Origin of the sequence: Pseudoduganella dura, from assembly GCF_009727155.1 — a bacterium.
Classification (GTDB): Bacteria; Pseudomonadota; Gammaproteobacteria; order Burkholderiales; family Burkholderiaceae_D; genus Rugamonas; species Rugamonas dura.
On sequence record NZ_WNWM01000002.1, the window covers coordinates 5426493 to 5450556 of the forward strand.

Annotated in this window: 12 protein-coding genes; 7 read left to right on the forward strand and 5 right to left on the reverse strand. The window is 67.0% G+C overall.

Annotated elements, in window-relative coordinates; translation table 11 throughout:
• Positions 1–84 precede the first annotated feature (84 nt).
• The 7 genes from GJV26_RS23795 to GJV26_RS23825 all read left to right on the forward strand — a co-directional run bounded on the left by GJV26_RS23795 (position 85) and on the right by GJV26_RS23825 (position 16620).
• Positions 85–3465, forward strand: a complete 3381-nt coding sequence (locus tag GJV26_RS23795; protein WP_155711150.1) for a GDSL-type esterase/lipase family protein — start codon at positions 85–87, stop codon at positions 3463–3465.
• Complete coding sequence (locus GJV26_RS23800; RefSeq protein WP_155711151.1) at positions 3462–5825, forward strand: glycoside hydrolase family 95 protein; 2364 nt, start codon at positions 3462–3464, stop codon at positions 5823–5825. Before GJV26_RS23795 ends, GJV26_RS23800 begins: the two co-directional genes overlap by 4 nt.
• A 68-nt stretch (positions 5826–5893) precedes the next feature.
• Positions 5894–8911, forward strand: coding sequence for a TonB-dependent receptor (locus GJV26_RS23805; RefSeq protein WP_189441674.1), 3018 nt, complete (start codon positions 5894–5896; stop codon positions 8909–8911).
• Between the two features lie 10 nt (positions 8912–8921).
• Positions 8922–10598: a DUF5597 domain-containing protein gene (locus GJV26_RS23810; protein ID WP_229419413.1), complete on the forward strand. Its 1677-nt coding sequence runs from the start codon at positions 8922–8924 to the stop codon at positions 10596–10598.
• Between the two features lie 11 nt (positions 10599–10609).
• Positions 10610–13474 (forward strand): glycoside hydrolase family 31 protein, encoded by a 2865-nt coding sequence (locus GJV26_RS23815; RefSeq protein WP_155711153.1) that lies wholly within the window; start codon positions 10610–10612, stop codon positions 13472–13474.
• Positions 13475–13482: 8 nt separating this feature from the next.
• Positions 13483–15654, forward strand: a complete 2172-nt coding sequence (locus GJV26_RS23820; protein ID WP_155711154.1) for a beta-glucosidase family protein — start codon at positions 13483–13485, stop codon at positions 15652–15654.
• Positions 15655–15864: 210 nt separating this feature from the next.
• Complete coding sequence (locus GJV26_RS23825) at positions 15865–16620, forward strand: ThuA domain-containing protein (protein WP_155711155.1); 756 nt, start codon at positions 15865–15867, stop codon at positions 16618–16620.
• A 34-nt stretch (positions 16621–16654) separates the two neighbouring features.
• Here the strand turns inward: GJV26_RS23825 and GJV26_RS23830 are convergent, their stop codons facing one another.
• The 5 genes from GJV26_RS23830 to GJV26_RS23850 form a co-directional block, all read right to left on the reverse strand.
• A complete protein-coding gene (locus tag GJV26_RS23830) occupies positions 16655–17743 on the reverse strand; it encodes a DUF4214 domain-containing protein (protein ID WP_155711156.1) in 1089 nt (362 codons plus the stop codon).
• Between the two features lie 162 nt (positions 17744–17905).
• Entirely contained in the window at positions 17906–19030 is a 1125-nt protein-coding gene (locus tag GJV26_RS30340; RefSeq protein ID WP_155711157.1) for a reprolysin-like metallopeptidase, read from the reverse strand.
• Between the two features lie 130 nt (positions 19031–19160).
• On the reverse strand, positions 19161–21569 hold the full coding sequence (locus GJV26_RS23840; RefSeq protein ID WP_155711158.1) for a beta-galactosidase: 2409 nt from the start codon (positions 21567–21569) through the stop codon (positions 19161–19163).
• Positions 21566–22909 carry an MFS transporter gene (locus GJV26_RS23845; RefSeq protein ID WP_155711159.1) on the reverse strand — a complete coding sequence of 448 codons (1344 nt, stop codon included), beginning with the start codon at positions 22907–22909 and terminating at the stop codon, positions 21566–21568. The genes GJV26_RS23840 and GJV26_RS23845 overlap by 4 nt, the downstream gene beginning before the upstream one ends.
• A complete protein-coding gene (locus GJV26_RS23850) occupies positions 22906–23937 on the reverse strand; it encodes a LacI family DNA-binding transcriptional regulator (RefSeq protein WP_155711160.1) in 1032 nt (343 codons plus the stop codon). The genes GJV26_RS23845 and GJV26_RS23850 overlap by 4 nt, the downstream gene beginning before the upstream one ends.
• Positions 23938–24064: the final 127 nt, after the last annotated feature.

Sequence of the window (24064 nt, forward strand, 5' to 3'; positions counted from 1 at the left end):
TTCACCACGCTGGTGAATTTCGTAATTGATGTGTGTTACCGTCCACGTCCAGAATCGCTGCAATAACCATAACGACGAGACGACATGCGCCAATCCCTTCAGCCGCTGTTGCTGGCATCACTGCTGGCGGGCGCTTCCGCATACGCGGCGGCGGCCGGCGCGGCCGCGCCCGGCCAGCTCTCGCTCTTCAAGAACGGTCCGGGCGCCGGCTGGCAGGTGCTGGTCGCCGATCCGGACAGCGCGGTGCCGCTGGCCGGCGCCGGCACGGTCGTGCCGAAGAACGCCAAGCTGCCGAACGCCTTCGTGCGCGGCAGCAACGGCAAGGTCGCGGGCCGCGATGCCGTCACGCTCGCATGGCGCGACACCTGGTATGCCAGCCTGCGTTTCCAGGGCGCGAAGCAGGACCTGCGCCCGTACCTGGCCAGCGGCGTCGTCGCGTTCGACCTGAACGTGCGCGAACTGGGCAAGGGCGGCATCGACTTCAAGCTCGATTGCGGCGAAGGCTGCGAGCGCAAGGTGCCGTACGTGCTGGCCGGCCGCGCCGCTGCGGGGCAGGGCTGGAAGCCGGTTTCGATCGCCCTGGCGTGTTTCTACCGCGACGGCGATTTTTTTGAAACGGTCATGAAACCGTTTTCAGTGGAAGCGACGGGGCAGGGCGAGGTGGCTGTCGCCAACGTGCGCATCCTGAAATCGGGCACGCCGAACACGGCCTGCCCGGACTACAGAACGCAGTCCGTCACGCCCGAACCGCTGAACGAATCGTGGGCCATCGACTGGTGGATGGCGCGGCACGAACAGAAGGTGAAGGACAACGCGGAACGCCGCGCCGCCGGTACGCCGCCCCAGCTGGTGTTCCTCGGCGATTCGATCACCGAGGGCTGGGCGAAGGACGGCAAGGACGAATTCGCGCGGCGCTATGCCCGCTACAACCCCATCAACCTGGGCTTCGGCGGCGACCGCACCGAGAACATCCTGTACCGCCTGCAGCACGGCGAAGTCGACGGCATCGACCCGAAGGTGGTGGTGCTGATGGCCGGCACCAACAACACCGGCAGCCGGCAGGAAGACCCGGCCACCACGGCGGCCGGGCTGCGCCGCGTCATCGACGAGCTGCAGGGGCGCGTGCCGCGCGCGAAGATCCTGCTGCTGGGCGTGTTCCCGCGCGACGCGGCGGACAGCCGGTCGCGCCGCATCAACACCGCGATCAACGAACGCATCGCGAAGTTCGCCGACAACCGCCGCGTGTTCTTCGCCGACATCGGCAGCGCCTTCCTCGACGAGGCGGGCACGCTGTCGAAGGACATCATGCCGGACCTGCTGCACCCGAACGCGCGCGGCTACGAAATCTGGGGCAAGGCGATGGACCCGATCCTGCAGCCGCTGCTGACCGGCTACACGTGGGACAGCGTGGCGATCGGCGGCGGCGGCTTCGTGTCGGCGGTGCTGCCGAGCGCGGCCGAGCAGGGCATGGTGTATGCCCGCACCGATGTCGGCGGCGCCTATCGATGGACAGGCGACAGGTGGGTGCCGTTGCTGGACTGGGTGTCCGAAGACCAGACCGGCCTGCTGGGCGTGGACTCGCTGGCCAGCGACCCGCGCGACGCGTCGAAGGTCTACCTGCTGGCCGGCATCGCCTACCACAACGGCGGCCGCACGGCGGTCCTGCGCTCGCACGACTACGGCAAGACGTTCGCGGTGACCGACGTGACCGCGCAATTCAAGACCCACGGCAATGGCGCGGGCCGCAACAACGGCGAACGGCTGGCCGTCGACCCCGGTGCCGGCAACGTGCTGTACGTGGGCACGCGCGCCGATGGCCTGTTCCGCAGCGACGACTTCGGCGCCACGTGGAAACGCCTGCCGGGACTGGACGTGACAAGCACGCCGAACGGCGCCGGCATCGCCTTCGTGGTGCCCGATCCGGCCAGCGTGAAAGAGGGCGCCGCCGGCACCGCGCAGCGCCTGTTCGTCGGCGTGTCGCGTCCCGGCACGAATTTGTTCCGCAGCGACGACGGCGGCGCGACCTTCACGCCGATGGATGCCACGCCGGACGGCCTGATGCCGCAGCGCGCCGCGCTCGACGGCGCCGGCCACCTGTACGTGACGTTCGCCAACGGCGCCGGCCCGCACCCGCGCGGCGCCGAGCCGATGGACAAGGGCGCCGTGCGCAAGTACGGCATCGCCGCCCGCTCCGGCCAGGACGTGACGCCGAAGCCGGGCATGCCGGCCGCGTACTCGGGCATCAGCATCGACCGCAACGATCCGCGCCGCCTGCTCGCTTCCACGATCAGCCTTTATGCGCCGCAGGGGAAGAACAAAGGGGACGCCAAGGGCGACCGCCTGTTCCTGTCCACCGACGGCGGCGCCACGTGGACGGACCTGGTCGCGCGCGGCTTCGGGATGGACCGCGCCGGCGTGGCATGGGTCAAGGGCCATGCGATCCACTGGGCCAGCACCATCGCCTTCGATCCTTTCGACGCGCGCACCGCGTGGGTCACGTCCGGCAACGGCGTCTTCAAGTCGTCGAACCTGGATGCCGTGCCGACGGTCTGGCGCTTCGATGTCAGGGGCATCGAGGAAACGGTGCCGCTGGGCCTCGTCAGCCGCGCCGGCGCGCCGCTGGTGTCGACCATCGGCGACTACGACGGGTTCGTGCACACGGATCTGAAGCAGTATGGCCGCATCCACGAGCCGCAGATGGGCACCACGTTCGGCCTGGCCTCCGCCGGCGCGCAGCCCCAGGTGCTGGCACGGGCGGGAAAATCGATCTACGTGACGCGCGACGGCGGCGCCACGTGGCGCAAGGCGCGCGGCATGAACGGCACCAAGGGCCAGCTGGCGCTGTCGGCGGACGGCAAGGTGTTGCTGCACAGCCCCGAGCTCGGCAAGGGTGAGTCGCGCGTGACTTTCATTTCGATGGACGACGGCGACACCTGGTCGCCCGCGAAAGGCATCGAAGGCGCGCGCCCGGTGGCCGACACGGTCGATGCGAAGCGCTTCTATGCCTACCAGGGCGGCGCCTTCCTCGTCAGCACCGATGCCGGCCGCACGTTCGGCACCACGGCGCAACTGCCCAGGGATGGTTCGGACGTCGTGCGCGCCGTGCCGGGCCGTGCCGGCGACGTGTGGGTCGCGCTGAAGGACGGCGGACTGGCCCGCTCGACGGATGCGGGCGCCACCTTCGCGATATCGAAGGACGTGACGTATGCCGGCGCGGTCGGCTTCGGCAAGGCCGAAAGGGAAGGCGGCTATCCCGCGGTCTACCTGTGGGGCACGGTGGACGGCCTGCGCGGCATCTGGCGTTCGACGGACGAGGGCCGCGGCTGGGTGCGCATCAACGACGACGCGCACCAGTACGGCGGCCCGGGCGACGGGCGTTTCATCAGCGGCGACATGAACGTGTACGGCCGCGTCTACATGAGCACTGCCGGCCGCGGCATCGTCTACGGGGAGATCGCGCAATGATCCGGACAGTCTTCACGGCGGTGCTGTGGGCGGCATCGGCGGCCCAGGCCGCGCCCGACCTGGTGCTGCGCTACGACCGCCCGGCCGCCGACACGGCGGACGGCTGGGAACGCGAGGCGCTGCCGGTCGGCAATGGCCGCATCGGCGCGATGGTGTTCGGCCAGCCCGGCCGCGAGCACCTGCAGTTCAACGACATCACCTTGTGGACGGGCGATGCGAAATCGATGGGCGCGTTCCAGCCGTTCGGCGACCTGTTCGTCGACCTGCCGGGCCACGCCGCCGCCACGGACTACGCGCGCACGCTCGACCTGTCGCGCGGCCTGCACAAGGTGACCTACGTGCACAACGGCGTGCGCTACCAGCGCGAAACGATCGCCAGCCACCCGGCGGACGTGATCGTGGTGCGCCTCACCGCGGACCGGCCCGGCGCCTATAGCGGCGTGGTGCGGCTGACCGACCAGCATGGCGCGCACGTCAACGCCTACGGCAACCGCATCCGCGCCACCGGCTCGCTGGCAGGCTTCGTGGTACCGCGCGAGCGGGGCAATCAGTGGACGCCGGCGCAGCAGCCGCTGACATCGAACGCGATGGACTACGCCGCGCAGGTGCAGGTCGTCAACGAAGGCGGCAAGGTGACGATGGAAGGCGATGCCGTGCGCTTCGAGAACGCCGATGCGATCACGCTCGTCCTCGGCGCCGGCACCAGCTACGCGCGCGATGGTGCCGCCGCTTTCCAGGGCACACACCCGCTGGCCCGCGTGTCCGGCCAGGTGACACGCTCGGCGGCACGGCCGTGGAGCGTTTTGCAGGGCGAACACGAAAACGATTTCATAAGCCTGTTCGGCCGGTTGAAACTCGACGTCGACACGGGATGGGACGGCAAGGTCGCGGAGGAGCGCCGGGCATTGACGACAGACCGCCGCCTGGTGGTCTACACGAAAGAGGGCAACGATCCGGAACTGGAAGCGCAGGTGTTCCAGTACGGCCGCTACCTGCTGATCGGCAGCTCGCGCGGCCCGCTGCCGGCCAACCTGCAGGGCCTGTGGAACAACAGCCTCACGCCGCCTTGGAATGCGGATTACCACACCAACATCAATATCCAGATGAACTACTGGCCGGCGGAAACGGCCAACCTGTCCGAGCTGGCGGAACCGCTGTTCGGCTTCGTCGAATCGATGGTGCCGTCGTACCGCCGGCTGGTGGCCGAGAGCGCGGCGAACCCGTCGCGCGACGCCGAGGATGGGCAGGTCGTCGAAACCTTCCTGCGCAAGGACGGCAAGCCGGTGCGCGGCTGGACGGTTCGTACCGAAACGAACCCGTTCGGCTACATGCAGTGGAAGTGGAACAAGACGGCCAACGCCTGGTATGCGCAGCACTTCTGGGAACACTACGCGTTCACGCGCAACAGGGCTTTCCTGAAAAAGACCGCCTACCCGCTGCTGAAGGAAGTGAGCCAGTTCTGGCTCGACTACCTGAAGGAGCTGCCAGATGGAAAGCTCGTGGCGCCGAACGGCTGGTCGCCGGAACACGGCCCGGTCGAGGATGGCGTGTCGTACGACCAGCAGATCGTGTGGGACCTGTTCCAGAATACCGTCGACGCCGCGCGCGAGCTGGGCACCGACGCGGCATTTGCCCGCCAGGTCGCGGCTGCGCGCGACCGCCTGGCCGCGCCGAAAGTCGGCAGCTGGGGCCAGCTGCTCGAATGGATGGAAGAGAAAAAGGACCCGGTGCTCGATACGCCGTCTGATAATCACCGCCACGTGTCGCACCTGTTCGGCGTGTTCCCGGGCCGCCAGATCACGCCGCAGCGTTCGCCGAAGCTGGCCGAAGCGGCGCGCGTGTCGCTGGCCGCGCGTGGCGACGCCGGCACCGGCTGGTCGATGGCCTGGAAGGCCGCGTTCTGGGCCCGGCTGGGCGACGGCGACAGGGCCCATGCGATGCTGCGCGGCGTGATCGCGACGCCGGGCGCACGGGCCGTCGAGCACAAGCCCGGCACCGAGGAAAACACGGCCGGCGGCATGTATCCGAACCTGCTGGACGCGCACCCGCCGTTCCAGATCGACGGCAATTTCGGCACCACCGCGGCGATCTGCGAGATGCTGCTGCAATCGCACGACGGCGCGCTGCACCTGCTGCCGGCCCTGCCGGCCGCGTGGCGCAGCGGAAAAGTGGCGGGCCTGCGCGCGCGGGGCGGCTATGAAGTGGACATCGCGTGGCGCGACGGGCAGCTGACGTCGGCCACCATCAGGGCAAGACCGGGCAACGGGGCCGGCACCGTGCAAGTGCGCGCGGGTGCGAAGACCGTAATGCTGAAACTGAACCAGGGTGAGGCAAGGGAACTGGGCGCGGACCTGCGCTGAGCTGCCATGTTGCCGGCCCCCCCGGCCGGACCCGAAGCCCAAAGATTTTATTTTTCAAGGAGACGCAGGTGAACCAACTCAAACTCACGGCGATCGCGCTGGCAGCAGCACAGATCGCGTTCCTGGCCGGCGCGGCGCACGCGCAGACGGCCGATAGCGCCACCCCCGCCACGGTCGTGGTGACGGGCCAGCGCGCGTCGCTGGAAAACGCCCAGAAGATCAAGCAGAACTCGGACGAGATCGTCGATTCGATCGTGGCCGCCGATATCGGCAAGCTGCCCGACAAATCCGTCACCGAGGTGCTGCAGCGCGTGGTCGGCGTGACGATCGACCGCACGATGTCGCGCAGCGATCCGGAACACTACTCCGTCGAAGGCTCCGGCGTATCGATCCGCGGCCTGTCGTGGGTGCGCTCGGAACTGAACGGCCGCGACTCGTTCTCGGCCAACGGCGGCCGCTCGCTGAACTTCGAGGACGTGCCGCCCGAGCTGATGGCCGGCGTGGACATCTACAAGAACCCGTCCGCCGAGCAGATCGAAGGCGGCATCGGCGGCCTGGTGAACCTGCGCACCGCGCTGCCGTTCGACTTCAAGGGCCGCAAGGTCGCGCTGTCGGCCTCCACCACGTACTCGGAACTGAAGGGCGGCAAATGGTCGCCTTCCGCATCGCTCCTGCTGTCGGACCGCTGGAAGACGGGGATCGGCGAAGTGGGCCTGCTGATCGACCTGGCGCACTCCGAGAGCGGCACCCGCACCGACGGGTTCCAGGTCGAGCCGTACTACCCGCGCGACAATATCGTCGATGGCAGGACCGTCTGGATCCCGAAAGGCGCGCAGTGGCGCACGCTGAACTTCAACCGCGAACGCCAGGGCCTGTACGGCGCGCTGCAGTGGAAGAAGGATGCCAACCTGCGCTCCCACCTGACGTTCTTCAAGTCGAAGTACGAGATGCAATGGGATGAAAACGCGATCTTCGCCGCATCCAATCCCTACAACTTCCAGGTCAGCCGGGATGCCACGTACGGCGCCAACGGCCAGTTCCTGACCGGCACCTTCACGTCGCCGCAGGATGGCGGCATCGACTTCGGCGCCGATACCCGTATCGCCAACCGCAAGTCCGACACAACCGACATCTCGTGGAACGTGGAATGGCGCCCGACCGACAGCTGGACGCTGACCGGCGACCTGCAGCGCATCAAGGCGAAGAGCAACGGCTTCGACTCTACCGTGGCGACCGCGATCAAGATGCAGAGCGAGACGCTCGATCTGACCGGCAGCCGGCCGAACCTGATCTTCAACGATGCCCAGCGCGCCTACCTGGCCGACCCTAGCAAATACTACTGGAACTTCACGCAGGAACACCTGGACCGGAGCGAATCCGAGTCGAAGGCGCTGAAGCTCGATGCCAAGTACACGTTCGACAACCCGGTGCTGCGCGACGTGCGCTTCGGCGTGCGCTTCACGAAGCGCGACGCCACCACCGAGCTGTCCAATCCCGATTACCACTGGGCCGCCGTCACGGCCCCATGGATGGGCACGTCGATCAGCAGCCTGGCCTACCTGTCGGATCCGCGCTTCTCCGGCAACACCCACCTGCACACGTTCGACAACTTCTACAATGGCAATGCCAGCGTGCCCAGCCTGGTGTTCCCGGACGTGTCGGTGGCCACCGGCTTCCCGCAGAGCTACGCGGCGCTGCACCAGTACTACCAGATCCTGTGCCGGGAAGCGGCGGCGAGCGCGGGTACCGCGCCGAACTGCAATGCATGGACGCCTGCCGCCTTCGGCAACAACCCGTCCGGCATCAACGAACAGTCGGAAAAGACCAAGGCGTTCTATACGCAGCTGCGCTTCGGCTGGGATGACCTGAAGATGCCGATCGACGGCAACGTGGGCGTGCGCTACGTGAAGACGGAAATGGATGCCAACGGCTACACGGTGTTCAACAATACCAGCGCCATCGTCAATCCGCCACAGACGCTGAGCGGCGTGCCGATCCCGAACATCCCGGCCTACTCGGCCGCGCGGAGCTACGACAATTCGTACAGCAACGTGCTGCCGAGCCTGAACCTGCGCCTGAAGGCCCGCGACGACCTGCAGTTCCGCTTCGCACTGGCCCGCGCCATATCCCGTCCGGACTTTTCGCAGCTGCAGGGCTACACGACGCTGTCGCAGTCGACGGATACGACGACGACCATCTTCCCGAACCGGCCGTCCAACACCAACGTCAACGCCGTGAACCAGACCGGCGAAGGCAAGGGCAATCCGATGCTGCGGCCGATCAAATCGGACCAGCTGGACCTCACGGGCGAGTGGTACTTCGGCAAATCGAGCTCGATCACGATGGCGATGTTCCACAAGCGCCTGAAGGACATCATCGTCAACCAGACGTACCAGTACCCGATCCCGGACGTGAACGGCCAGATGTACAACTTCAACGTCACGGCACCGGTGAACGGCGCCACCGGCCGGGCCACCGGCTTCGAGGTCGCCTACCAGCAGTACTTCGACAAGCTGCCGGGCGCCTGGGCCGGCCTCGGCGTGCAGGCCAACTACACGTACGTGGACAGCAACACGAAACTGTCCAACAGCACGTTCACCGCTTACTGCAGCGGTGGCAACGACGCCGCCAACGTCAACCTGAACCAGAACGGTTGCGACACCAACGGCCAGTCGTTCGGCAACCTGCCGCTGCAATACCTGTCGAAGAACGCCTACAACCTGGCGCTGCTGTACGACTACGGCAAGTGGTCGGCACGCGCGGCATGGAGCTGGCGCTCGAAGAACCTGCAGGGCGTGAACGTGAACGGCACGCGCGGCGGCGACGGCACGGACACCAATCCGAACAGCGCCACGCGCGGCGCCACCAACATCGGCTGGGCACTGCCGACGTGGGCGGACGACTACGGCCAGCTGGACGCTTCCGTGTCGTACCAGTTCAACGAGCGCGTGCAGGTTGTCGTCGACGGCTCGAACCTGACCGACTCGACGTACAAGCAGCTGATGCAGCAGGGCATCGGCATGATGGGGCGCGCCTGGTTCAAATCGGGCCCGCGCTACTCCGCGAAGCTGAACTACTCGTTCTGACAAGGAACCCATGAAAGCAACCGCTCTCCCGATGTTCAAAAAAACATGGATGGCCGGTGCGTGCATGGTGGCGATGGCGATGGCGGCAGGGGTTTCGACCCGCGCCATCGCCGGCGAGCTGCCGCGCGTCGTGTCGAAGGATGGCCGCCACGCCCTGATGGTCGACGGCGCGCCGTACCTGATCCTGGGCGCGCAGGCGCACAATTCCAGCAATTACCCGAAGGCGCTGCCGAAGGTGTGGGCCGCCGTTGCCGACGCGCAGGCCAACACGCTCGAAATCCCGATCGCGTGGGAACAGGTCGAGCCGGTCGAAGGGCGTTTCGACTTCAGCTTCGTCGACACGCTCGTGAAGGAGGCGCGCGAGAAGGACGTGCGCCTGGTGCTGCTGTGGTTCGGTACGTGGAAGAACACCGCACCGGCCTACCTGCCGGAGTGGGTCAAGTTCGACAACAGGCGCTTCCCGCGCATGGTCGACAAGGATGGCAAGGACAGCTACAGCCATTCGCCGCACGCCACCGCCACGCTCGCCGCGGACAAGCGCGCGTTCGTGGAGCTCATGAAGCACCTGAAAGCCATCGATGGCGACAGGCAGACCGTCATCATGGTGCAGGTGCAGAACGAAGTGGGCACCTACGGCCTGGTGCGCGACCACAGCCCGGCCGCACAGAAGGCGTTCAGCGGCCCGGTACCGGCCGCAGTGCTGGCGAAGCAGAAATCACCTGTCAAAGGGAAGGCCAGCGGCACGTGGAAGGAAGTCTACGGCGACTACGCCGACCAGTACTTCCATACGTGGGCGGTGGCCAACTACATCGAGCAGATCGCCAGGGCCGGCCGCGCCGTCTACGACCTGCCGATGTTCGTCAACAACGCGCTGCGCGATCCGGTGGAGCCGCTGGCGCCATGGAAGGGCAATTTCGCCAGCGGCGGCCCGACATACGATGTTCTCGGCATCTACGAGGCGGCCGCGCCGCACATCGACGTGGCCGGGCCGGACATCTACCTGCACGAATCCGACAAGGTGGCGAAGACGCTGGAGCAGTTCCTGACGAAGGACAACCCGCTGTTCGTGCCGGAAATCGGCAATTCGGAAGACTTCGCCCGCGTGGCGTTCGCCGTGTTCGGCAAGGGCGGCATCGGCTTCGCGCCGTTCGGCCTCGACTACTTCGACTTCAGCAACTATCCGCTGGGCGCGAAGGCGACGGACAAGACGATGACGGCGCCGTTCGGCCAGGTGTACGGCGCATTCCGGCCGATGATGCGCGAATGGGCGAAATGGGGCTTCGAAGGCCGCACCCACGGCGTGTTCGAGCACGACGACCGCAAGCCGCAGGAAATCGCGCTGAACGGATGGAAGGCCACCGTCAGCTTCCGCCAGCGCCAGTTCGGCGATTCGATGGCGAAGAACGATCCGATCGAAGGCACGGAAAAGCCGAATGGCGGCCTGGCCATCGCGCAGGTGGCGGACAATGAATTCATCGTCGTTGCGCAGAACGCGCGCATCAAGTTCGACCCGAGCGGCCGCAATGACGGCAAGCCGTCGATGTATGCGCGTGTCGAAGAAGGGCAGTACGATGGCAAGGGCAAATGGGTGATGGAACGCGTGTGGAACGGCGACCAGACCGACTACGGTCTGAATTTCGGCGCCAAACCATTCGTACTCAAAATAAAACTCGGGACATATCAATGATCAAGACGCAAATGAAAGCAGTCAGCCTGGCATGCCTGATGGTGGCGGCCGGCGCCCCGGCATGGGCCGGCACGTTCCAGCAAACCGCCACCGGCGTGACGATCGCACCCGACAACGGCGCGGCGAAGGAAATCCGGCTCGAAGTCATGGCCGACAATATCGTCCACGTGGTGAAAGTGGACCAGGCCGGCAAGCAATTGACGCCGTCGCTGATGACGATCGCCAAGCCGTGCGCGTGCACGTTCGACGTGAAGAAGAGCGGCGACAGCGTTTCGCTCACGACGAAGAAGATCGTGGCCACCGTATCGCTGAAGGATGGCCGCGTGCAGTTCGCCGACAAGGGCGGCGCCGTGTTCCTGAAGCAGGATGCGGAAGACCTGAAACCGGTCACGGTCGGCGGCAAGCCATACCTGGCCGTGAAGCAGGGCTTCAACTTCGGCACGAAGGATGCGTTCTACGGCACCGGCCAGCACCAGAACAACCAGATGAACCTGAACGGCGAAGACGTCGATCTCCTGCAGCACAACATGGATATCGCGATTCCGCTGGTCGTCTCGGACAAGAACTACGGCATCCTGTGGGACAACAACGGCATCACCCGCTTCGGCGATGCGCGTCCCTACGGCCCGATCGGCCGCGACCTGAAGCTGACGGATGCGGCCGGCAAGGAAGGCGCGCTGACCGCCCGCTACTACATCGGCGGCAAGCTGGCGCTCGAGCGCCGCGAAGACAACATCAATTACCAGTACCTGAAGGACGTGGCCGAATTCTGGCCGAAGGAACTCAAGCCGCTGAAGGAACTGAAGGACGTCAAGGTCGTCTGGGAGGGCAAGCTGGCCAGCGACAAGCCGGGCATGCACAAGATGAAGCTTTACTCGTCCGACTACGCCACGCTGACGGTCGACGGCAAGCAGGTGATGGACGTGTGGCGCCAGGGCTGGAACCCGTGGTACCACAACTTCGAAGTGAACTTCGCGGCGAACAAGCCGGTGGACTTCAAGCTGGAATGGAAGCCGGAAGGCGGCATGGTCTACGTGGCGCACAACAACCCGCTGCCCAAGCCCGAGCGCCATTCGCTGCAGTTCTCGTCGGAGATCGCCGAAGGCCTGAACTACTACGTGGTGCGCGGCACCAGCATCGACAACGTGATCGGCGGCTACCGCGTGCTGACCGGTGCGCAGCCGCTGATGCCGAAGTGGGCCTATGGCTTCTGGCAATCGCGCCAGCGCTACGAAACGCAGGACCAGCTGCTCGACACCGTGAAGACCTACCGCCAGAACGGCTGGCCGCTGGACAACATCGTGCAGGACTGGTTCTACTGGCCGGAAAACGGCTGGGGTTCGCACGACTGGGATCCGAAGCGCTTCCCGAACCCGAAGGGCATGGTCGACGAGGTTCATAAGATGAACGCGCGCATCATGCTGTCGGTATGGGGCAAGTTCTACGAGAACACCGACAACTACCGGGAACTGAAGGCCAAGGGCCACATGTGGACCAAGAACGTCGAGGATGGCGCGCTGGACTGGGTCGGCCCCGGCTACAAGAACAGCCACTATTCGCCGTACGCGCAGGAAGCGCGCGACATCTACTACCGCCAGATGAAGACCAAGCTGGTGGACCTGGGCTTCGACGCGTGGTGGCTCGACAATACCGAGCCGGACGTGCTGTCGAACACGCGCCTGGAAGACTTCAAGAAGCTGATCGGCCCGACCGTCTACGGCCCCGGCGAAATCACGTTCAACTCGTACAGCCTGGTGCAGACGCAGGCGCTGTATGACGGGCTGAAGCGCGACCAGCCGAACAAGCGGCAGTTCATCCTGTCGCGTTCCGGCTTTGCCGGCGCGCAGCGCAACTACGTGGCCACCTGGAGCGGCGACACGGTGGGCCGCTGGAACAACCTGTACGACCAGATCTCGGCCGGCGTGAGCTCGTCGATGTCCGGCATGCCGAACTGGACGCACGACATCGGCGGCTATGCGCAGGAAACCCGCTTCCAGAGCGGCGAGCTGGGTTCGGCGCAGGAAAACCGCGGCATCGGCGGGGTGGAAATCAAGCCGGAGGACCTGAAGGAATGGCGCGAGCTGAACCTGCGCTGGTGGCAGTTCGGCGCGTTCACGCCGCTGTTCCGCTCGCACGGCGAGGTGGTCAAGCGCGAGATCCAGAACATCGCGCCGGAAGGCTCGCCGATGCGCGACTCGATGGTGTGGTACCTGAAGCTGCGTTACCGCCTGATGCCGTACATCTACGCGACCGCGTCGAGCACGTATTTCAACGAAGGCTCGATCATGCGCGGCCTGGTGATGGACTTCCCGGCCGACGCGGGCTCGAAGGACGTGAAGGATGAATTCCTGTTCGGCCATGCGTTCCTGGTCGCGCCGGTGTCCGAGTACGGCGCCCGCGAGCGCAAGGTGTACCTGCCGAAGGGCGCGCAGTGGTACGACTACCATACCGGCGAGCGCCTGCAGGGCGGCCGCACGGTGACCGCGCAGGCGCCGGAAACGCGCATGCCGCTGTTCGTGAAGGCCGGCTCGATCGTGCCGATGGGCCCGGTCACGCAATACGTGGACGAGAAGCCGGATGCGCCGGTCACGCTGAAGGTGTACACCGGGGCGGACGGCCAGTTCAGCTTCTACGAGGACGATGGGGTGAGCGAGGATTACCAGCGCGGCAAGTACTCGCGCATTCCGCTGTCGTGGAACGAGAAGAGCGGCACGCTGACGATCGGCCAGCGCGGCGGCGACGGCTACCAGGGCATGATCGCCAGGCGCACCTTCCGCGTGCACTTCGTGAAGCCGGGCGTCTCCAGCGCGGATTCGTTCGACGCCTCCGACAAGGAAATCGTGTATGAAGGCAAACCAGTGACGGTGAAACTGTAATGGCGGTGATGAAGAAAGTACTGGCTGTCGCCCTGGCGGCGGCCTTTGCCGGCGCGCATGCCGCGCCAGGTGTGGCCGATGCCGACAAGCGCGCGCAGGACACCGTGGCGCAGATGACGCAGGCGGAAAAGCTGCTGCTGGTGTTCGGCTACTTCGGCGCCGAATTCGCCGGCGTCAAGCCGCCGAAGGACGCGATTCCGTACACGGCCGGGTACGTGCCGGGCATCCCGCGGCTGAACATCCCGCCGCAGTGGCAGACCGATGCCGGCCTGGGCGTGGCCACGCAGCCGTCGCCGGCGCCGCGCGAACGCACGGCGCTGCCTTCAGGGATGGCCACCGCGTCGAGCTGGAACACGAAGCTGGCGTACGAGGCGGGCGCGATGATCGGCCGCGAGGCGCGGCTGTCCGGCCACAACGTGATCCTGGGCGGCGCCGTGAACCTGATGCGCGATCCGCGCAATGGCCGCAACTTCGAGTACGCGGGCGAGGATCCGCTGCTGGCCGGCGTGATCACCGGCGAGCAGATCCGCGGCAACCAGTCGAACGACATCGTCGGCACGATCAAGCACTTCGCGTTCAACGACCAGGAAACCAACCGCAACACGATCGACGTGAAGATCGACGAGCAGGCCGGGCAGATGTCCGACCTGCTGGCCATGCACATCGCGATCGAGCGGGGCGATCCGGGGTCGGTGATGTGCTCGTACAACCTGGTCAACGGCGTGTACGCGTGCGAGAGCGACTGGCTGCTCAACCAGGTGCTGAAGAAGGACTGGGGCTATAAAGGCTTCGTGATGTCCGACTGGGGCGCCACGCACTCGACCACGCAGGCCGCCAACGGCGGTCTCGACCAGCAGTCCGGCTGGCCGTTCGACAAGTCGATGTACTTCGGCCCCGCGCTGAAGGAAGCGGTCGACAACGGCCACGTGCCGAAAGAGCGGCTGGACGACATGGCGCGCCGCATCCTGCGCGCGATGTATGCCAACAACCTGATGGATGCGCCGCAGCCGAAGGTCGAGCCGGAAAGGATCGACTTCGCGGCGCATGCGAAGGTGACGCGGCAGGTGGCGGAAGAGGGCAGCGTGCTGCTGAAGAACGCCGGCGACCTGCTGCCGCTGGCTGCCGATGTGAAGTCGATCGTCATCATCGGCGGGCATGCCGACAAGGCCGTGATCTCCGGCGGCGGCGCGGCGCAGGTGCATCCGCATGGCGGCAGCGCCGTCAAGGGCGAAGGGCCGAAGGGCTTCCCGGGGCCGATCATCTGGCTGCCGTCGTCGCCGATGAAGGCGCTTGCTTCCCGCACGAAGGCGCGCGTGACCTATGTCGACGGCAAGGATGCCGCCGCCGCCGCGAAGGCCGCTGCGTCGGCCGACGTGGCGATCGTGTTCGCCACGCAGTGGGCCGCCGAGAGCCTCGATGCGCCGTCGATGGCGCTGCCGGACAACCAGGATGCGCTGATCGCCGCCGTTGCCGGTGCCAACAAGCGCACCGTCGTCGTGCTGGAGACGGGCAACCCCGTCACGATGCCGTGGCTGAATGACGTGGGCGCCGTACTGGCCGCGTGGTTCCCGGGATCGGCGGGCGGCGAGGCGATCGCGCGGCTGCTGACCGGCGAGGTCAATCCATCGGGCCGCCTGGCCTTCACGTTCCCCGCCTCGGAAGCCCAGCTGCCGCGGCCGAAGATCGATGGCGACCCGACCAGCCGCGACGGCCGCTTCACCACCAACTACAACATCGAAGGCGCCGCCGTCGGCTACAAGTGGTTCGAGAAGACCGGCAAGAAACCGCTGTTCGCGTTCGGCCACGGCCTGTCGTACACCACGTACGAGTACCGCGACCTGAAGGCGCGCAACGATGGCGGCAAGGTGGTGCTGTCGTTCACCGTCGCCAACACCGGCAAGCGCGCCGGGCAGGCGGTGGCGCAGGTGTATGCCGGCCCCGCTGCGGCTTCCGCCAGGGCCGCCGGCTGGGAAGCTCCGCGCCGCCTGGCCGCGTGGGACAAGGTGGCCCTGCAGCCCGGCGAAAGCCGCGCCGTCAACGTGACCGTCGACCCGCGCATCCTGTCCGTGTGGAACCCGAAAACCCGCAAGTGGCAGCGCACCGCCGGCAACGTCGAGTTCACCCTCGGCGGCGCCTCCGACGCCATCACCGCGCGCACCACGCTGGCCTTGCCGAAGTAAAATCTTTCTCAAAACCGGGGCGGTACGGCGATCCGGCAGACCCCGGTTTCAGGAAATTAGTTGCCAAAAACCGGGGTCTGACCCCGGTTTTTGGCAATTTTGTTAACTGCGCTGTATTTGCCATGCGCTGATATTTATAGATTTTTCCAATAACCGGGGTCTGCCAGATCGCTGCGCCGCCCCGGTTTCGAGAAACTAACTGGGGGAGACATGAAGCTTGCTGCAGCAGTGCTGGTTGCAATGGGTTCTGTAGCGTCCGCGCCGGTGCTGGCGGCGCAGTTCGATGTGCTGGTGTTCTCGCGCACGGCGGGGTGGCACCACGAGTCGATCCACGAGGGCGTGGCGGCGGTGCGCGAGCTGGGGCGCCTGCACGATTTCAATGTGTTCTGGACCGAGGATGCAAAGCGCGTCTTCAACGACCGGGAGCTGGCGAAATACAAGGCCGTCGTCTTCCTGTCCACGACCGGCGACGTGCTGGACGACGAACAGCAGCGCGCGTTCGAGCGCTACGTCCGCGCCGGCGGCGGCTACGTGGGCGTGCACGCGGCGGCCGATACCGAGCATGGCTGGCCGTGGTACCGCCGGCTGGTCGGCCACATGTTCGTCACCCATCCGGCCGTGCAGTCGGCGGTGCTGAAGGTGGAGGATGCCAACTTTCCCGGCATGGAGCGCTTCGCGCCCCGCGCGCTGGTGACAGAGGAATGGTACGAGTACGGCACAGCGGAATCGAAAGGCCTGCGCTACCTGTTGTCCGTCGACGAATCGACATACCGCCCGGAGACGGCAAAGGGAAATGGCATGGGCGCGTTCCACCCGGTCAGCTGGTACCAGCAATTCGACGGCGGCCGCGCGTTCTACACGGCGCTCGGCCACCTGCCGGCCACGTACGGCGACCCCGTGTTCCGCCACCACCTGTATGGCGGCATCTACTGGGCCGCCACCGGTGCCGGCTTCAGGGCCCGCTAGGCAGCAACCGGCGGCAAGAGGCGGACCACCGCGGCTAGCCCCACACCTGGTACGCCATCCCGTCCTGCATCACCCCGATCAGCTGGTCGTAGTTCTCCTGGCTTTCGCTGAAGCCGGTCAGCACACCGGCGAGGGTATCCTGGCCGGTATTGAGCACATTGAGCCACCACGACAGGCCTTCGGCATCGGGCGCACGGTGCAGCACGTGTTCGTAGAGGCCGGCCAGCACGGTCGCGTTGTCCGGGTTGTTGCCATAGAGGTTGCGGAATTCGGGGGACGTGACGAAGCCTTCCGCCACGTTGCGCAGGGTCGTGCCGGCATCGAGATGGGCGATCCAGAAGCCCAGCCCTTCCTCGTCGGGAGCGCGGTCGAACGCCGCCTGGTACAGCCGGTAGGCTTCGCCGGCGGTGCCGTCCACGTCGAACGCCAGCGCCACGTCGGCGAAGTCGAGCCGCTCCACGTTCACCAGCGTGTCGTTGCCATCCAGCCCGACGGTGTCGGTGACGAACAGGCGGTGGCCCGAGACGATCACGTCGTAGTCCGACAGGATGCCTTCGTACCACGCGGTATCGGTGCCGCTGCCGCCGTCGAGCAGGTCGTTGCCGCCGGCGCCTTCGAGCAGGTCCCAGCCGCCGTTACCGTACAGGGCGTCGTTGGTGGCGGTGCCGGTGATGTCGTCGTCGTTCGGCGTGCCCTGGCCCAGCTGCACGGGCACCGTGTCCAGCTCTTCCAGGATCGCCAGTTCCACGTGGCCGTTCGGCGCCGCGGCCTGGCTCCACGACGCGTCGACGTAATAGGTGCCCGAATACGGCGCGACGAAGCTCAGGCCGTCCTCGCCGACGGGGCCGAAGCCGTCGTCCTGGGCGATCGGATAGCCTTCGGCGTCGTACACGACCAGGTGGCGCGGATCGAACCAGCTGTCGGAGGTGACGGTGTACAGCGCGCCTTCGACGGCGGTGAAGCTGAACACGGGAAAGCGGCCCGCATTCGGGTCGAAGCTGGAGAACAATGCCTGGTTGTCATAGCCGTCATCGGCCAGGCGCGGCCCGAACGTGAGATGCGCGGCGTCTTCCATGTCCGCCACGCCGAGCAGCGGAAGATAGGGAATCGAATCGTAGGCCACTGTCGTGCTCCTTGTGTTTAGTCCGCATTAGTCCGCATTAGTCCGCATTGGTCCGCATCGGCGGTGCCCTGCCTATCCGGATAGCATAATCCCGCCGTGCGCGGGGCGGGCGGCGGGATTACACTTTGTTGCAAAGAACCCAAGTGATCGGGCTGGCGCGGGTCAGGCGATGTCGAGCTCCGCCGCCTTGTGGTGGCCGATCAGCTGCACGCCGATGTCGTCGGCCGCCGGCGATACCTGCGCGTCGGCACGGGCCAGCATGGCGCTCTTCTCCTGCGTGACCGGCAGCGCGAAGGCGGCCGTGGGGGCGGGCGCGCTCATCGTGACGACGCCCGTGGCCAGCGTGACCGTCGCGTCCGTGAAGCGCAACAGCTCGATGTTCGACAGCGTGTCGCTGCCTTCCGCGCCCGACACGTTCCACGAGCTGGTGCCGGTGCGCGTGAACGTGTACGCGCCGCGGGCGCCGTTGTAGAACGCCGTATCGGTGCCGGCGCCGCCGTTGAGGATGTCGTTGCCGCCGTTGCCTTCGATGATGTCGTTGGCCGCGCCGCCGGTCAGCGTATTGGCCGCGGCCGTGCCGGCCAGCCAGCGTCCGCCGGTGGTGGAATTGACGCCGAGGTTGCCGGCCAGGCCGTCGCCGCCGTACAGCCATTTCAGCGCGGCGATGTCGTTTTCGCTGAACGTCGAATGGTTGCCGCCCGTATGCGTGTACGACATCAGCGTATGCGACGTGTTGTTGTCGACCGTGGGCAGCTTGATCGCGCCTTCGAACGGGTGCTTCAGGCCCAGCATGTGCCCCAGTTCGTGCAGCAGCGTTTCATACCCCTGCGTGCCGGGCGCGAGGTTGGCGTTCATGCCGGCCCATTCGGCGTTGTCGAGATAGACATATGACGAGGCGACGAACTTGGTCACCACGTTGCTGCCGTTGTACGAATAGCCGATGCGGTTGCTGTCCAGCCCCGTGGTGCCGGAGCCGGCCAGGTTGGCGTTGGCGAAGTGCACCTGCGCCAGGCCGGCATCGGCCGTTTCCACGAACTTGATGCCGGTGAGCTTGGCGATATACGACATGGCGCCGCGCGTGAAGGCCGCCTGCGATGCCGTGAAGGCCTGCGGCGCGCTCAGCAGCGAGGTACTGCCGGTTTCGAGGTTGCCCGCCACCGAGAACGAGTAGTACAGCGTGTTCGTGCCGGGGGTGACGTAGTTCCAGTTCGGCAGGTTGCCGAGCAGCGAGTCGATGTGGTTGTAACCGGAGAGGGGAGTGCTGGTAGCTTGTGCAACGGTTGCCATGGATGCCGAAAACCTTTTGAAACGTGGGGGAGGCCTCCAGTATTGCCAGCGCGCACGGCCGGGTCAACCGTGCGCGCGGTGAGTGTGCACTCCTTGGAAAAACGTCAATCGGCAGCGTTTGTCGAAGTCATCATGCCTGTTCGACAACGAGCTTGTCGCCGACATAAACCCGGTAGCGCCGGATCCGGCCCGTGACGCCGTCCGGCCCCTGCCGGGGCGTGTAGCGCAGCCCGGCCACGTCGCACGGCGCGCCCAGGTCGAGCACCAGCCGGTGCGGCGGCTGGGCCACCGCCTTGCTGTAGCCCGAATGCCAGAAGTCGGTGTTCTGGCCGTTGATCGCGTTCAGTGCCGTGCCGTCCTCCTTCGATGCTTCCTCGCTGCTGGCGAAGGCGATCGTCCACAGCGTCTGGTTCAGCGTCTTGCCGTCCTTGCCGAGCAGGGCCAGTTCGGCGATCGCGGCGAACGGCTTGCCGTCGAACGCGTCCAGCGCCTCGATGCACAGCTGGCGCCCGGTCGCCGGCCGGGCGAACGGCACGTCCTGCGTGGCGCCGCCGGCCTGGAAGCGGCCTTCGTGCACCGGTTTCACCCCCTGCAGCGCGAGGCGCGCCGTGCTGGGCGGGCGGGCCAGGTCGCGCTCGGGGCGCAGCTGGTCGAGGATCGGCCTGGCCAGGCCGGCGATGCGGTTGTCCCGCGGTCCGGTCAGGTCCAGCACCACCACCTCGTTGCGGCCCTGCCTGATCCACGGGCCGGGCAGGTACATCGTCTGCGTCGGGCCGATGCTCCAGTAGCGGCCCAGGCAGCGGCCGTTGATCCACACGATGCCCTGGCCCCAGGAGGACATGTCGAGGAAGGTGTCGCCGCCGCCGGTGGCGTCGAAACCGCCGCGCCAGAACGCCGGGCCCTTCGACTTCGTTTCCTTCCAGGCCAGCGGGGGCAGCACGCCGTCGGCATCGAAGTCGATCGCCCTGATTTCCCAGTTCTCCAGCGCCGTCGGCTGTTTTTCCTTCGCATCCTTGCCCTTCTCGCGCAGCGTCACCGGCCCGTGCAGGCCCTTGCGGTCGTGGATTTCCACGCCGAAGTTCACCCGCGCGATCGTGTACAGCAGGATTTCCAGCGTGGTGGTGTTCGCGCGGGCCGGCAGGTCGACGCGGAAGCGGCGGTAGCGGGTATCGAGCGTGCCCACCTGCTTGCCGTCGATGTAGACCCAGGCCAGGTCGCGCACCTTGGCCGCCTCCAGCACCGCGGCCGGCCCGGCCGGCAGCGTGACGCGGTAGGCGATCACGCCGCGGCTGATGTCGTACTGCTCGATCGGCCTGGGCGTCACGTCCCGGATCACCCGCGGCGGCAGGTTGGCGAACACCGGCGCGCTCTCGGCCAGCGTGAAGGCGTCGATCGTCGTCACCGGCATCTGCGCGGGCGGCGCCGGCAGCGTTTCACCGGCCCGCAGGTGGCGGCCGATGCCGGCCCGGTAGGCATCGAACTTCTTGCCGATCCAGCCCGCCTCGCCGATCGGCGCGTCGTAGTCGTAGCTGGTGGTGTCGGGCCGGAACGGGCGGTCGCAGCCGCCCCACAGCCCGAACGACGTGCCGCCGTGCGCCATGTACAGGCTGAACGAGCCGTTCGCCGCCAGCATCGTCTCGATGTCGGCCACGGCCTTCGTGGCGTCGCCGGTGCGGTGCGGCGCGCCCCACGTGTCGAACCAGCCGGAGTAGTATTCGCCGCACATCAGCGGGCCCTTCTGCACCTTGGCCAGTTCCTTGAAGCCCCGCTCCGGATCGCTGCCGAAGTTCGCCACCGAGAACAGCTCGGGGATGTGCGTCTTCGCCACCGCGTTGGTCGGATTGCACTGGAACAGCGGCACGTCGAAGCCGCCGTCGAGCAGCGCCTGGCGCATCACGCGCATGTATTCCAGGTCTTCGCCGAAGAAACCGTATTCGTTCTCCACCTGCACCATCAGGATGGGGCCGCCCTGCGTGACCTGCAGCGGGCCGAGCACGCGGCCCACTTCCTTCATCCAGCGGCGTGCCGGCTGCACGAAGGCGTCGTCGCGGGTGCGCAGGAATGCGTCCGGCTTGCCGACGTCGGGGCTTTTCAGCAACCACCACGGCAGGCCGCCCATTTCCCATTCGGCGCACGCATACGGGCCGGGGCGCAGGATCACCCACAGGCCCTCGGCCTGGGCCATCCGGCAGAATTCAAAGGCGTCGCGCTGGGCGTTCCAGTCGTACCTGCCTTCGCGCCACTCGTGGTAGTTCCAGAACAGGTAGGCGCACACGGCGTTCAGGCCCATCGCCTTGATCGCCTTCAGCCGGTGGCCCCAGTATTCGCGCGGCACGCGGGCGAAGTGCACTTCGCCGCAGCGGATCTGCAGCGGCTTGCCGTCCAGCAGGAAGTCGTTGTCGCCGATGGCGAACCGGCCGGCGCTCGGTGCCACCGGCGCGGCGGTACCGAGCGCCGGGAGCAGGGTGCCGCCGACGGCGGCGGCGGTGCCGAGCAGTACGCGCCGGCGGGATGGCTGGTTGGTCAGCTGTTTCGTCATGTCGTTCGTGTCGAGGATGGATGCAGGGATGGATGAAGGGCGCGCAGGCGCGCCATGCAGGCCAGGCACAGCGCCGAAAAGACGGCGCCGCAGCCCAGGGTGAGACGGTAGTCGTGGCCGGACAGGTCCAGCACCGGCCCCTGCACGAGCCCGAGCAGGATGGCCCCGGTGACGACCACGAAATCCTTGGCGGCGTTGAACTGCAGGAAGCGCTCGCGAGGAAACAGTGCCATCGGCATCGATGCCGCGGCGGTCCACCATGCGCCGGAGACGATCACGTGGCACAGGTAAACAGCCTGGAAGCTGGCCGCGTCGTCGACGAACAGCGCGCCCAGCGCGGCCACGGCGCAGTACAGGGCCATGACGATGGCGGAAATGCGCATCGCGCCGCAGCGGTCGACCAGCCAGCCGATGGCGAATGCCGAGCCGATCGACACCGCGTAGCCGGCGGCGGTCAGCATGCCGAGCGTGGCTTTCGGTACCGCGCTGGCATGCGCGAAGAACTGGTAGAACGTGTTGAACGGATTGAACGTGATGCTGGCGCAGACGAACATCGCGATGGCCCACAGGATCGGGGGCGTCGTGAATCCCGCGGGCAGGACGCGGCCCCGCGCAGCCTGCGTGGCCGGCGCCGGGGCCGGCGGCTCGCGCACCGCCAGGCACATCGCCAGGATGCAGGCGCCGAAGACCGCGCCGGTTCCGACCAGGATCGCGGTCAGGTGGTGATCGGTGAGGGCGAAGATCCACGAGTGGAACGCGATGCCGGCGCCCAGGCCGACGATGCGGAACAGCGCATAGAAACGCCCCAGCCAGCCGAACGGCACCACGTCGTTCACCAGCCCGGTGAACAGCGACAGCGCGCACAGCGCGGCGCAGTCGAAAACGGTCCAGAACAGGCCGAACGCGGCCAGCCGGCAGGCCCGGGCGCCGGGCGACCAGTCGCCCAGCATCGCATCGGCCGCCGCACCCAGCGCGGGAGAGAACGCCAGGCCGATCAATGCGGCGCAGCCGACGGGTGCGGCCACCATCAGGAACGGCCGGCGCCGGCCCCGGCGGCTCGTGTGCCGGTCGGAACGCCAGCCCACCAGCGGTACCACGAACATCGACAGCAACGCCGGCACCGTGGACAGCAGCAGCGACGTGGCCGTGTCCGTCGCGCCGGCCACGCGCAGCAGTTCCAGGCCGGACGGCAGCGCCGCGCGGTCGCGCATCGCGATGCCCAGGTCGCCCAGCAGCAGCCAGCCCAGCATGCCGGCCAGCGTGGCCGCGCCGGCGGCCGTGCGCAGTCCTGCCGGGCCGGCAGCGCCGCCAGGGCCGGCTGCGGCGGCCTTGGCTGTCATTTTTCGCCGGCGGTGCGGGCGAGGACCGGTCCGGTCGATTGCCGGATCACCAGTTCCATCGGAAAGGCGGTCTTGACCGGCGCCACCGTGCCGCCCTGGGCCAGCGTGACCACGTCGCCCACGGCACGCGCCGCCAGCTCGGCCAGCGGCTGGCGCATCGTCGTCAGCGGCGGGAACACGTGGCTCGACAGGGGAATGTCGTCGAAGCCGATGACGGAAATGTCCGCCGGCACCTTCAGGCCGCGGCTGTGGATCGCATCGATCGCGCCGTATGCCATCTCGTCGTTGGCGGCGAAGATCGCCGTCGGCGGCCGGCGCAGTTCGAGCAGCTGGCGCGCCGCGGCGTTGCCGGCCGCCTGGTTGAACGCGCCGCCCACGACCAGCGAAGCGTCGGCGCGGATGCCGGCGGCGCGCAGCGCATCCTTGTAGCCTTTTTCCCGCTCGTCGCTCTGGCCCGTGTGCGACGTGCCGGCCATGAAGGCGATGCGCCGATGGCCCAGCGCGAGCAGGTGTTCCACCGCCAGGCGCGCGCCGTTGCGGTTTTCCAGTGCCACCACGGGCAGCTGCACGGTGCGCGCGTCGTAGTGCACGAGCACGCACGGCATGCCGTGCTGTTCCAGCACGTCCAGGTAGCCGTCCGCGCCGTTCGGCATCACCAGCAGCAGGCCGTCGCACAGCTTGCTGAGCATGTCCACGGTGCCGGCGCGGGCCGGGCTGTCGAAGCGCTCGGCGTTGAACAGCAGGATGTCGTAGCCGCGGGCACGCGCCTCGGCGCTGATCGCCCGAGTCACCTCGTGCAGCACCAGCGAGCCGTAATTGTTGACGAACACGCCGATCAGGTTGCTCTTGTCGCCGCGCATGCGGCGCGCCAGCATGTCCGGCGTGTAGTTCAGCTGGGCCGCCGCTTCCATGATGCGGGCCCGCGCCGATTCGGACACGTAACCGACGCCGCGGATCGCCCGCGATGCCGTGATCGGCGAGACGCCGGCGATTTTTGCCACTTCACTGAGCTTGCTGGTCTTGCGCATGGAGGTTTCGGTGTGCTGATCTGGAGCCCGACTCTACCAGAGCGTCCGGCATTCGGGCGGAAATGTGGTCACGTTACCACAGGCCCGGATTTGCACCAAACGACTTTGTTCAATGAAGTCAATGGCT